This is a genomic window from Alteromonas genovensis (assembly GCF_010500895.1).
Lineage (GTDB): Bacteria > Pseudomonadota > Gammaproteobacteria > Enterobacterales > Alteromonadaceae > Alteromonas > Alteromonas genovensis.
This window is the reverse complement of record NZ_JAAAWO010000004.1, coordinates 216,465-229,469: the sequence shown is the minus strand read 5'-3', so window position 1 is coordinate 229,469 and position 13,005 is coordinate 216,465. Positions and strand designations below refer to the sequence as shown.

The 13,005-nt window shown below is 45.8% G+C and carries 10 protein-coding genes; 5 read left to right on the top strand and 5 right to left on the bottom strand.

From position 1 onward, the window contains the following. Positions 1-84 precede the first annotated feature (84 nt). Positions 85-1,008, bottom strand: coding sequence for a type II secretion system protein GspC (gene gspC, locus GTQ48_RS07605; protein WP_163106020.1), 924 nt, complete (start codon positions 1,006-1,008; stop codon positions 85-87). Between the two features lie 126 nt (positions 1,009-1,134). Between gspC and hslR the strand changes: the two genes are divergently transcribed. The 5 genes from hslR (at position 1,135) to GTQ48_RS07580 (ending at position 8,429) form a co-directional block, all read left to right on the top strand. Next, positions 1,135-1,539, top strand: coding sequence for a ribosome-associated heat shock protein Hsp15 (gene hslR / locus GTQ48_RS07600; RefSeq protein ID WP_163106019.1), 405 nt, complete (start codon positions 1,135-1,137; stop codon positions 1,537-1,539). A gap of 21 nt (positions 1,540-1,560) precedes the next feature. After that, on the top strand, positions 1,561-2,460 hold the full coding sequence (hslO, locus tag GTQ48_RS07595) for an Hsp33 family molecular chaperone HslO (RefSeq protein ID WP_163106018.1): 900 nt from the start codon (positions 1,561-1,563) through the stop codon (positions 2,458-2,460). A gap of 426 nt (positions 2,461-2,886) precedes the next feature. Further along, entirely contained in the window at positions 2,887-4,449 is a 1,563-nt protein-coding gene (locus GTQ48_RS07590) for a phosphoenolpyruvate carboxykinase (protein ID WP_163106017.1), read from the top strand. 245 nt (positions 4,450-4,694) lie between these two features. After that, entirely contained in the window at positions 4,695-7,094 is a 2,400-nt protein-coding gene (locus GTQ48_RS07585; protein WP_163106016.1) for a TIM-barrel domain-containing protein, read from the top strand. A gap of 165 nt (positions 7,095-7,259) precedes the next feature. Next, complete coding sequence (locus GTQ48_RS07580) at positions 7,260-8,429, top strand: MFS transporter (protein WP_163106015.1); 1,170 nt, start codon at positions 7,260-7,262, stop codon at positions 8,427-8,429. Between the two features lie 18 nt (positions 8,430-8,447). On the opposite strand, the gene envZ is transcribed toward GTQ48_RS07580, so the two are convergent. The 4 genes from envZ to GTQ48_RS07560 all read right to left on the bottom strand — a co-directional run bounded on the left by envZ (position 8,448) and on the right by GTQ48_RS07560 (position 12,952). Further along, positions 8,448-9,773 (bottom strand): two-component system sensor histidine kinase EnvZ, encoded by a 1,326-nt coding sequence (gene envZ / locus GTQ48_RS07575; protein ID WP_163106013.1) that lies wholly within the window; start codon positions 9,771-9,773, stop codon positions 8,448-8,450. 41 nt (positions 9,774-9,814) lie between these two features. Beyond that, a complete protein-coding gene (gene ompR, locus GTQ48_RS07570; RefSeq protein WP_163106011.1) occupies positions 9,815-10,537 on the bottom strand; it encodes an osmolarity response regulator transcription factor OmpR in 723 nt (240 codons plus the stop codon). A gap of 250 nt (positions 10,538-10,787) precedes the next feature. Beyond that, complete coding sequence (locus GTQ48_RS07565) at positions 10,788-11,933, bottom strand: DUF2855 family protein (protein ID WP_163106009.1); 1,146 nt, start codon at positions 11,931-11,933, stop codon at positions 10,788-10,790. Between the two features lie 110 nt (positions 11,934-12,043). After that, positions 12,044-12,952, bottom strand: coding sequence for a phosphoribulokinase (locus tag GTQ48_RS07560; protein WP_163106007.1), 909 nt, complete (start codon positions 12,950-12,952; stop codon positions 12,044-12,046). Positions 12,953-13,005 lie beyond the last annotated feature (53 nt).

Genomic DNA, 13,005 nt, shown 5'->3' with positions numbered 1-13,005 from the left:
TCTGTAAACGGCCGTTTAAGCTGTAATTCTTGCCTAACTGAAACTTTCCCTAGCGGGAAAGAATGCCAGTTTTTTGTTAGCGTTTTATGACTCAGGCAAGTCGAGATACAGCGTGGTGAAACTACCATCACGAATAATTGTTAATTCTATCGATCGCGCAGAACGAAGCTCTGATAATGCCTCTTGCGATTGCTGTAGGTCAGTTAAATCTAACCCGTTAATTTGTGAAATCACATCACCGGCTTTAAGGCCTGCAGAAGCAAACAGAGCAGGTTCACGGCCTGGGCTTACTTGATAGCCAATTAGCTGACCGCCCTCAGTTTTTGGTGATATTGAAATAAAATCAGTAAAGTTTGCAGGTCGCTCACGTAAAGCTGCTGTGGCCTCAAGGGCTTCTTCGCTGAGCTCTTGTGCCTGAGCTTCGTCGTTACGTGTTGGCGACGGACCCATACGTTCCTGCTGCTCACGTCTGCGATTCGCCTCTTCATAATCGATACCATCGAGCATGAGCGTTTCTTTGCGGATCCCATTTTTGATGATTACGCGGTCGTTATACACCGTTTGCAGCGTTGCATTAGTCCCTTCAATTTTTTCACCCAAACCATACACGGCTTGGCTGTTATTATTTTCAATAATGGCAGTACCTGATTCTTGCTCTGAACTTGCTACCACACCGGTGAGCGTTAAGTTTAAACGGGTTTCGGGTGCATCGGTGACTTCTTCAGTTTGCGATGACTGAGGCGCGGCGGCAGCATCTCCGAAAAGATTTAGCTGTTGTATTTTGCCAAGATTGACCCCACTTTTCCCATTAGGCGTACTGATGGGAGTAATAGATGATGCTGTTGGTGTCGCAGACAGCGATGGTTCAGGTATAATCTGCCACACAAGTTTGGCTGTGAATGCAATTAAATACAGACTTAGCAGAACCACTACAAGGGTGTGTAGCTGTTTTTGATTCTGGTTTACAAAAACAACCAGAGATTGTGGATTGGGTTTATTGAATGTCATGCTGCCACTGATGGTACTGCTTTAAAATAAAGTGAATTTTTGGTTAACCGCGCTTTAGCGAATCCATAATAGCCTAGTAAAGGTTAGGGTCACAACACTAAAGCAACACCGTTACGAAATTATTATATGAACCAATCGAATAGCAACAATACAACACAAAATGTCAGGCTGGACAAGTGGCTGTGGGCTGCAAGATTTTTTAAAACCCGCGCAATAGCTCGAGATATGGTTCAGTCGGGCAAAGTTCACTACAACGGTCAACGAGCCAAACCAAGCAGGAACGTAGAGCTTGGCGCTAGGTTAAAAGTTCCCTCAGGCTTCGATTCTCGTGACATTGAGGTGCTCGGGCTTAGTGATAAACGGTTAAGCGCGCCTCTGGCACAGGAGCTTTACGCGGAAACCGCTGAAAGTGTAACAAAACGTGAAGAGAACCAAGCTGCGCGTAAATTAAACGCTTTTCATAGTCCTAAGCCTGATAACAGACCAGACAAAAAGCAGCGACGACAGATTATTAAATTTAAACAGCAATAATTGCTGTAAACAGGATTAGTTATGAGCGACTTCGACAATTTACACCGCTTTTTATTTACCCAAGCCAATGTGCGCGGTGAGCTAGTGCGTTTAAACGACAGCTTAAAAAACATTGTGCATAGCTACGAGTACCCGGTTCAAATTCAGCAATTGCTGTGCGAGATGGCAGCAGCCACGTCGTTACTGACCGCAACGCTTAAGTTTGAAGGCGAAATAGGATTGCAGGTACAAAGCAAAGGGCCGGTAAGTTATGCGGTTGTCAATGCCACGCACAATCAAACCCTTCGAGGTGTTGCCCGTTGGGATGAAAGCCTAACCACGTTACCGGAGAACTTTTCCGAGCTACTCACCGACGCTGTGCTTGTGATTACCATTACCCCTGATGAAGGTGAGCGTTACCAAGGCGTAGTTGCGCTAGATAAGCCTAGCCTTGCCGAATGCATCGAGGGATATTTTCAACAGTCTGAACAGCTGGCCACCAAGGTTCAGTTAATGACTGACTTACAAGATGCAGAAAGTGCTAAGGCCGCTGGTGTACTACTTCAAGTGCTGCCTGCCCAAGCAAGCGCGACGGATGTGTCTTCAGCAAATGATTTTGAACACATTACTAAGCTGACGGAAACATTAAAGCAAGAAGAGATGTTTTCGCTGTCGGTAGAAGAAATACTGTATCGCTTGTATCACCAAGAAGAGGTAGAGATGTTCCCGCCTAAGACAGTATCGTTTGCCTGCACGTGTTCTAAAGAGCGCAGTGCTGAAGCGCTTCGACATGTAGAAAAAGCAGAGCTTAATTCTATTATTGAAGAAGAAGGCGCAGTAAAAATGAATTGCCAGTACTGTCATGTGGAATATCGCTTTGACAGTATCGACGTAGAAGCTATTCATAACGGCAACTATGGCGGATCGGCCACAAACCAGTAGGCAAGGTCCTTACGTAGTCGGCAAGGGCAACACGCTCTAGCCATTTGAACGCTATTCACTACGCCCATCGAGAAATGACCGCAAGTCAGGTGGGCGTAATTTACTGCTGCTTAAAAAAGCAACACTGGTCAATGTGTTAATCTTACCCACTTCTTTCCTTTCGTTGTAAATATCAATTTTTGCATGTTTTTTCAGCATCGTTTATTGGCGAAAATGAATATAAACAACGAATGCACGACGCATATTTACCCTTTTTCAAAAGGGGAAACGCTTTCATGTAATAAAATTACATTATTTTTGAAAGTTGAGCCTGTTTCAGTCTTGTCTTTATTTATAAATGTTCTCTATATACTTGTTTACTTGCCGTTCTTGATGGTGTTACTTTTTTGAAAGGCAATTTGTAATATTACATAAAGGGTAACAACTATGACTGCTGCTGAATCAATTCAGACGGACTTGAAAGTAACACCGCTCACCAACCTCACCTCTGCCGAGCTTATTCAGCGTGCCCTTGAGCGCGGTGAAGGCGTATTAGACAAAAACGGCGCGCTTGTTGTGCAAACAGGTAAAAGAACAGGGCGCTCTCCCAATGATAGATTTATCGTAAAAGAACCATCAAGTGAGAATGACATCGACTGGGGTAAAGTGAATAAACCCTTCGATTCAAAGAAGTTTGATGCATTGTGGGAACGCGTTGATGCGTACTTGTCGACTCAAGAGCACTTCTTATCACACCTTCAAGTGGGTTCAGATCCAGAACACGCACTGCCTTTAGAAGTACGCACTCAAACTGCATGGCAGCATGTGTTTGCGCGTAATCTTTTTATTAGGCCTGAGCAATGGAACACGAAAGATGAGCAGCCTTGGCAGATACTAAATGTACCTGGGTTTGAATGTGTTCCAGAGCGCGACGGTACTAACAGCGACGGCACGGTGATTATTAATTTCGCTAAAAAACGCGTACTTATTGCGGGTATGCGTTATGCCGGCGAAATGAAAAAGGCCATGTTTTCAGTACAAAACTTCCTGTTGCCTGCTAAAGACGTGCTGCCAATGCACTGCTCTGCAAACGTTGGCGAAGAAGGCGATGTTACCCTTTTCTTCGGCCTGTCAGGCACAGGGAAAACGACCTTGTCTGCCGATCCTAAGCGCTTTTTAATTGGCGATGATGAACACGGCTGGGCATCGGGTAGCGTGTTCAATATTGAAGGTGGTTGCTACGCAAAATGTATCGACCTATCTCAAAAGAATGAGCCTGTGATTTGGAACGCGATTAAATTCGGCACCATTTTAGAAAATGTGGTGCTTGATGATACTCGCACACCTGATTACAAAGACACGTCGCTAACTCAAAACTCCCGTGCTGCCTATCCCCTCGAGCATATTGAAAAGCGCGTAGCAGAAAACAGAGGCGGTGAGCCCCGCTCGGTGGTGTTTTTAACCTGTGATGTGAGTGGTGTGTTACCGCCAGTGTCGGTGTTGAGCGAAGAGGCCGCGGCGTATCATTTCTTAAGTGGTTACACTGCAAAAGTGGGCTCTACAGAAATTGGCTCAACCAGCGACATAGAATCAACGTTTTCTACTTGCTTTGGTGCGCCCTTTTTTCCTCGTCCCGCAGGCGTTTACGCAGAGCTTTTGATTAAACGGGTAAAAGCGTTTGGCGCAAAAGTGTATTTAGTGAATACAGGTTGGACAGGTGGACCTTACGGAACTGGCAGTCGCTTTGATATTCCAACGACTCGTGCAGTGATCGACGCCATTGTTTCAGGTGAATTGGCCGACGTTGAAACCCAGCACATTGAGGGGTTAAACCTTGATGTACCTGTGGCGGTTCCAGGCGTAGACAGCAACCTATTAGTGCCTAAAAACACCTGGGCAGATAAGGCTAGCTATGAAGCATTTGCAGCTAATCTTGTTAGCGATTTCCAGCAAAACTTTGAAAAATACGATGTTAACGACGCTATCGTAAAAGCTGGCCCAGGAAACTAAACACGGACTTGTTTTATAAATAGCTTTTGTAAACTATCTTTGAAAGCCCACACTCTGTTGTGGGCTTTTTTTAACATTTTTAACATTATGAATACGTATGTTTATTTTGTTCCCTAACGGGGCTGGGTATTATGAATACTATTAATGTACTGTGACTATAACGCTATCTTTCTAACTCGTCTTGCAATTAAACGAACAGGCGCTGTTGAGAAGCAAGTGAGTGTAGTCTATAAGGAAATGCGCCTATGTTAGCTCGCTTGTCGACCCTATTTGTCCCTGCTTTTGTTACCGTTTCAACCTTCGTTTGCCTGCCTGCTTTTGCTCACGTAGAAAGTGTTACGTTGAAAGACAGCACCTTGATAGTTGATACCAATACCTATGACTTTTCGGTGTCTGCGGTGGCAGATAACAGCTTTGCTATCACTCTACTCACCGATGAGAATGGCGAGGCATACGACAACCTTCCCAGCATGGCCCTTGTCAATCAGGGCGAATTCTCACCTACTCTTGAAGAAACCAGCACCGAGGTGTCGTTAAGCATTGGTAAGAGCTCGGTGGTTATCGACAAAGACAGCCACGCGTTGTCCTATTTCTATGATGGCGAGCTTCGAGTAGCTGAGCGTAATGGCTTAACCGCCAGTGCTGAGAAGGTGTCGCTATCCCTCGCTCTTGATGAAAGCGAAATGCTGTATGGCGGCGGACAGCGTGTGCTAGGCATGGACCGTCGAGGCCATACTATGCCGCTTTATAACAAAGCGCACTACGGGTATACCACGTCATCCAATCAAATGTATTTCGGCCTATCTGCGGTGATGTCATCGAAGCATTACAGTGTGTTGTTTGACAACACAGCGTCGGGCGAGCTTGATATGGGAAATACAAATCCTGATGAACTGCGCTTTTCTGCAGAGGGCGGTCGGGCAAGCTACATTGTGGTGCTCGGTGAAAGTTTAAAAGACACTGCCACCTCAACTGTAGCCGTTACCGGCAAGCAGCCCCTCGTACCGCGCTGGCTGTTTGGTAATTTTGCATCGCGTTTTGGCTACAAATCTCAACAAGAGGTGGCCGACGTTGTATCAGCATTTAACGCCCAAGATATTCCCCTAGACGCAGTGGTGCTAGATCTCTACTGGTTTGGTAAAGACGTTAAAGGTCATATGGGTAATTTGAATTGGGATAAAGAGGCCTTTCCAAACCCTGAAAAGATGATTTCATCCCTAAAGCAGCAAGACATTAAAACGGTTTTGATCACTGAACCTTTTATACTCACCACCTCTTCACAGTGGGAGAGTGCCGTCGCTAACAACGCGCTAGCGCAAAAAGACGATGGCAGCCCTTATACCTTCGACTTTTACTTTGGTAACACCGGGCTTGTTGATGTATTTAGTGATGAGGGACAGCAGTGGTTTTGGCAGTATTATAAAAAATTAGCTGCGCAGGGTGTTGCTGGTTGGTGGGGTGATCTAGGCGAGCCAGAAGTGCATCCCGATGATTCTATTCATTTATGGCATTCTAAAAAGATAAACGGACAGGTACTTCATAACGGTTACGGGCATCAATGGGCTAAAATGGTGTATAGCAACCTGCGTGAATTGCAGCCTGATACTCGCCCTTTTGTACTCATGCGCTCAGGCTTCTTGGGAAGTCAGCGTTTTGGGATGGTGCCCTGGACAGGGGATGTAAGCAGAAGTTGGGGAGGCCTTAAGCCTCAAGTGGAACTCGCCCTTCAAATGAGCGTGTTTGGCCTGGCGTATACTCACTCTGATTTAGGTGGGTTTGCCGGAGGCGAAGCGTTTGACCCTGAACTTTACACCCGCTGGCTGCAGTTTGGCGCGTTTTCACCAGTATTCCGTCCGCATGCCCAAGATGCTATTGCGCCTGAACCCGTCTTTCACGACGACCCGGTTAAATCTATAGCCCGTGAATTTATTAAACTGCGCTACGCCATGCTTCCCTATAACTATTCGTTGGCCTTCGAAAATGCCTTACACGGCACGCCCTTGATGCGCCCACTCGCGTTTGATTACAGCCAGAAAACGTGGTTTGAGAATGCACAAAGTTACATGTGGGGCGATGCGTTGTTAGTGTCTGTTGTTACTGAGCCTAACCAATCAAGCTGGGACGTTAAGCTACCTGAGGGGGTGTGGTTTGACTTCTTTTCTGATACCCGTTTTGAAGGTGGCAACGTTGTGCAATATCCGTTGCAAGACAACACTTTTCCGGTATGGGTGAAGGCGGGTAGTTTTATGCCTATGTCAGAAGAGCTAGCGCGCACCGAAGATTACAACCCTGCTGAGCTTACCGTGCATTACTGGGCCGACAACTCGGTTTCTCACGCTTCCTACACCCTATATGAAGATGACGGAGTAAGCCCAGATTCCGTGAAATACGGTTTGTATACGGCAATGACATTTACTGCCGAGCATGCTGAGCAACTTAGGTTACATATCGATAGTGCGGGAAGCTACATGGGTATGCCTCAGCGACGTAAGCTTACTATGGTGGTACATGGTCAAGATACTCGTCCTACGCAAGTACAGGTAAACGGTGCGTCGAGTGGTTTCACCTGGGATGAAAAAGGGAAAACGCTTTCACTTGCAATTTCGTGCGATTATCAGCAGTCTGTAGAGATTAAAATCATGTAATCTAGCGTGCCGTTTTCACGCTTTTACGCAAGCTCGGCTCAATATTGGTCTTCGTAGATTGGCTTTAATAAGTTGGCTTTCACAAGTCGGCTTTGATGCACTAGCCTCACATTATGAAGGCCAAATAATGCGTTCTTGAGCCGTTCTACATACCTTGGAGCACGAATGAGCCGCGCACCTGCCACCATCGTTATATTCTCTGGCTTCTTTTTAATTGGTAAACTGTTTCTGCTTTGGGGAATTCTGCTTCCCGACATTGCCGAAAACCTTAACATGACTGAATTGGTGAGCGGCGCGTTATTTTCGCTGTTCTCCGTTGGCATGATGCTAGGTGCAATTTTAGGCGGGAAGTACGCCAGTAGATTTGAATACATGCCCTTACTGGCTAGCCTGTTCAGTGTGAATACTCTGCTACTTGTTTTGGTTTCACTGCTATCTTCCTGGCAATGGTTTTTAGTTTTAGCGGTAGCTATTGGTGTGGTGAGTTCCACCATATTTACAATAGGTCATACCCTCATTGCCCGAATGTACGCTGAAAAACGCTTTACCATGATGGGGCTAATGGATTTTATGTTTAGCCTTGGTACGTTCGCCGCGTCCTTTTTTGTTACCCTGTTGTATCTTGTAGAGCACAACTGGCGCTTGCCCATTCAAGTGTTGGCAGGTGTGATGGCTGTCCTTTCTTGTTACACCTATATCGCAGCTCGCTCTCAAGCGAAAATAGTCTCTAACGCGCCAAAGGCCGCGAAGAAAACCCTCACTTTCGGCGTTATTATTAAGCAGCCCGTGTTTATGTTTATGGCCTTGTTAGCCTTTGGGTACGGTGCAGTAGAGTTTGGCAACGCAAATTGGTTTGTCAGTTATGCGCAAAATGGCATTGGTTTTACCGGTGAGCAGTCGCGAAACCTGCTAGCCTGTTTTACCGCTGGAATGGTAATAAGCCGTCTTGTATTTCCTTTCTTATTGCGCTTTCTATCTGTGCACCGCCTTATCATGTTTATGGCAACCACCTCACTGATAGGCGTATTTGTGCTAAAAATTATGCCGTCGTTTTATGGCATAGGCGCAGGTAATTTATTGCTTGGTTTGGGGTTAGGCGGGTTATTTCCGTTAATGCTATCGGCAGCGATGAATATAGATAGCGATAACGGCCCTGTGCTTTCTGGCATTGCTATTATTGGTAACTCTACGGGAGTGCAGGTGGCGTCGTTTTCAACCGGGCTTTGGGCAAATTTTGCGCCACTTACCACCGCGTTTTGGGTAATACCTATTGGAGGCTGCGTGCTGTGGTTTGCATCTTACGGGTACAGCAGAATGTTGAAGCAGCGAAGGTAGCGGCCTTTTGCGATGTGTTTAACTTTTTACTGAAGAATAAGGCATAGAGAACTCAGCCACTAAGCCTTGCTGTGGGTGATTACGCAAACTCACTTCGCCATTATGCGCTTCGACAATACGCCTTATTATGGCAAGTCCTAGGCCTGAACCAGAGGAGTTTCTGGCCTTATCCCCTTGAGCAAACGCCATAAACACACTATCGAGTTCGTTTTGAGGAATGCCCGGGCCAAAGTCACGTACTTTGCAGTACACGCGTTTCTCATGCCGGTTATAAAAGCTGCTAATGGCAATATCATCAGAGCCATATTTAAACGCATTTTCAATGAGGTTATCTATTACTCGCTTCATGGCAATGCGACGAAGGGGAAGCACTGGAATAGGGTTTAGCTTTAACTCTATATGGTGCTTTTCGTCTAAATGCCGAGCCTGAACTAAATCTGCGATAATAGAGTTTAAATCAGTTTCTTGTGTTATTTCTTCGGTGTCGTAGCGGGCGTAGTCGATGAACTGATCGATAATAGCGTTCATATCCTCAATATCATTCACGATGCCGTCTTTTATCCAGTCTTGATCTTCTGGCAGCATTTCTGAGGCCAAGCGAATGCGGGTTAAAGGCGTTCGTAAGTCGTGAGATATGCCGGCTGTCATTACGTTTCGGTCGGTTTCGAGCTGCTTTATACCCTGATTCATGCGGTTAAATGCTCGCGTTACCTGGATCATTTCAGTGCTGCCCTGCTCGCGCAGTGGAACAGGGTGCTCACCTTTGCCTACCGCAATCGCCGCTTTTTGCAGAGCAGATAATGGTCTGGTCATGCGTCTTACAAACAGCCAGCCTCCAGCGACACTGAGAATGCCGATTACCAAAAGATACATAGTGAGGGGCGAGATATTGGCTTCGTTTAGCCCAGATATTGGAATGGAAATCCACGTGTCGGGGTAGCGATTTAGCGAGATCCACACGGTGTACGGGGCATTCTCATCATTCGCTTGAGATTCGGTACTAATGCGAACGTCGGCTAGTTGATTAATATTCTCACTCACTTGAGAAGACATAAAGCCATAATACACTGCCGTTTCTAATCCGTTTTGTCGCGCCACACTTTCATCAAACACCCGAACCTGTGTTTCGTTGAAGTAGGCCGTTCGGCTTTCTTGATTACTGACCAGTAAGTCGTTGGCCAATACTGATTTTACTTGTGTGGCGAGTAAACTATTGATTTGTTGGTAGCTAGGCTGAATAAAATAGTAAGTAACAGAAATGTACGACACAATTTGGTTAATAAGCAGCAATACGCCTATTAGCATAACAGTTTGCCCGAAGGCACTTTTAGGGGTTAGGCGCACGTGGAATTCACCTGCGCGGATTGCTGCTGGGGCGTCATGGCTTATACTTGTTCGCCATCAGGTACAAAGACATAGCCAAGCCCCCACACGGTTTGAATATATCTCGGGTTAGCTGGATCTTCTTCTAACATTCTGCGCAAACGAGATACCTGCACATCAATACTGCGCTCTAAAGCACTGTAATCACGACCGCGGGCTAGGTTCATAAGCTTGTCACGAGACAGCGGCTCTCTTGGGTGAGTCACTAACGATTTTAAAACAGCAAATTCCCCACTGGTAAGGGTTAGCGGCGTATCACCTGCTGTCATTTCTCGTGTGGCTAAATTAAGCGTATAGTTACCAAATTCGATAATTTGAACGTCTTTTGAAGGTGCGCCCGGTGCTTCGCTGCTGCGCCGGCGTAAAACTGCTTTGGCTCGTGCGAGTAATTCTCTGGGGTTAAACGGTTTTGGTAGGTAGTCATCAGCACCCATTTCAAGGCCTATAATGCGGTCTACCTCGTCACCTTTCGCAGTTAACATAATAATGGGCATGTCATTTCCGGTTTGGCGTAAGCGACGACAAATAGAAAGTCCGTCCTCTCCAGGTAACATCAAATCTAGCACCATAAGGTGAAAGTTTTCCCGCTCTAGTAATCTGTCCATCTGCTCAGCATTAGCCGCGCTTCGAACCTGATAGCCTTGCTCTAATAAATAGCGCTCAAGCAGACTGCGAAGGCGCATGTCATCATCGACAACGAGAATTTTTGAGGTTTCCTGACCCATAACCATACCCTTGAAAATACGTATTATTCACTATAACCACATGGCGAGAAATACAAAAGCAAGAAAGTGTAAAATGAGAGGGCGGTTTGTTACAAATAGTGTCTACGAGAGCGTGTTAATCGTTGTTGTGCAAAATTCGCTCGGTATGCCTTAGCAAGTGAGGCTACAAATAAGACGTTAAATAAGATAGTAAAAAGGCAGCAAATGACGGATTGCTGCCAAAAAAAAGAAACTGTTCAAACAGTGAGCGTTATTTAAATGAGACTACATTCAAGGCTTTAGTGTCGGCGTTGCCGCTAAGGGTTTCTTTGTAAAGCGCAACAATGTCTTTCGTTCCTTTATGGCTCTGCTCAAAAAAGGTGTTGTCCACTTTGCTGGCAAAGCCTTGCCATGCTTTAGCATATTTTTTCAAAAAAACGTCGTGTCCCCACTCTTTTTGGCGCAGTTTTACCCGCGAGGGCGCGAAAAATATCTCTGCATCTAGCAGTTTTGGATTTGGCTTTTCTTGGGCTTCCCAGTCGGTGGCGCCAATAAGGGATACCTTACTCAACTTATCGCCAATGGCCTGAGTAATATTGTTGATCAAGGTACCGTTGGCAGCAAAATCGAGTAACCAGAAGGTATCACTTTTATCCAGCTTATCTAGCTCGCTGTAGCTTATAACATCGTCATAACAGCCGGTGGCTTTCACCATGTCTACATTTGCCGGTGAGGTAAGCCCAATCACTTTGTAGCTTGCACCTCTTTGCGCTTTTTGGTCTTTTAAAAGCTGCGCGGTACCCAGTGCTGTTTTACTTGATGCACTTGAAAGTAGTAACGACTCGCCCTTCGAAAGCTCTGCCACGTAATCGTCTAATACAAAAGAGGTCATATAAAGAGGGCGAAAGTTAAGCTGCCACGCTTCACGATTAGCATCGTAACCAGGGTCGGCGCTGCAGCGAAGGTACTGGTCGTAAACCGGGCTAATACTTTTGCGGTTTTCATGAACATCAGAGAAGCCATGAGGTGCTACTTTGCCTGCTTTAATTACCCAGTGACTTGCCATTGGCAAATAGCCAAATACCTTTTCACCCTCTTGAATATCAGGGTGGCGAGACACTTTTACTGTGGCAAAACCCCACACCGGAACGATGCCATAACCTTCTTCAGCGGGAAAAAATCCCCAATAGCCCATTTTAAAACCCAGCGCAGCATAGGTGATGTTATTCGCCGAAAAGCCAAAACTGTCAGTTTCTAGAATGAGTTCGCCCTCGCTGAGGTGCTCGCTATCAAGCTGAACATCCACCACTTTTGTCTCGTTGAGGTTGTTTTGGTTTAACCATATTTGGGTTGAAGTAACGGGTGAATTTGCTTCTGGTGCAGATGACTGTGCAGATGAAGGTGTAGACGAGGTCATGGTGATATCCTTAATAGATTCTTATAGCATCACCATGGCGCAAATGAGCGAGCATTGCGACTAGTTGTTGTTAATATATTGTTATAGGAAACAGATATAGACGGCGCTTTTTACTCTTCGTCTGAATTTAACCAATCCATTTGATGCCCTGCGCGGCGTTTCTTATTCAAAATATCTTCAAGCAGCGGGGATAAAATAAGCTCCATGGCTAATCCCATTTTTCCGCCAGGCACCACCAGAGTGTTGATACGGGACATAAACGCGCCATCAATCATCTTGAGAAGATAGGGGTAATCTACTGTCTTCATTTCACGGCGAAACCGCACTACTACAAAACTTTCGTCTTGAGTGGGTATTTCTCGGGCGCTAAATGGGTTTGATGTATCTACTGTAGGGACTCGCTGAAAATTAACATGGGTACGAGAAAATTGAGGGGTAATGTAATGAAAGTAATCGTCTAGCCCGCGAACAATGCTGCTCATTACCGCTTCTCGTGAATGGCCTCTGTCTGTGGTATCGCGTACGATTTTTTGGATCCACTCTAAATTTACAATAGGCACCATGCCTACAAGTAAATCCACGTGCTTTGCTACATCGTTTCCTTCGGTTTTCACACCGCCGTGCAACCCTTCGTAAAACAGCAAATCGGTATTTTTCGGTAAGTCTTGCCAAGGCGTAAAGGTGCCGGGCATTTGATTAAATGGAACTGCTTCATCAAAGGTATGCAGGTATTGTCTGAATTGTCCGGTGCCCGAACTGCCATATTCTCTAAAAATAGACTCAAGGAGTTCGAAATCGTTGGCCTTTGGGCCAAAGTAGCTAATGTGCCGACCTTGCTCCTGTGCCTTGCGAATTTCTACTTCCATTTCAGGTCGTGTAAAGCGGTGAAAGCTGTCACCACCCACCACGGCCGCATTCACATTTAGGTTTCTAAAAATGTGACGTATGGCGTTCGTGGTTGTGGTTGTACCCGCACCTGATGAACCTGTTATAGCAATAATAGGGTGTTTGACAGACATAGGACTTCTTGTTGGGAATGACAGTGACTAGTTATAAGCTGATGTGGATGAAG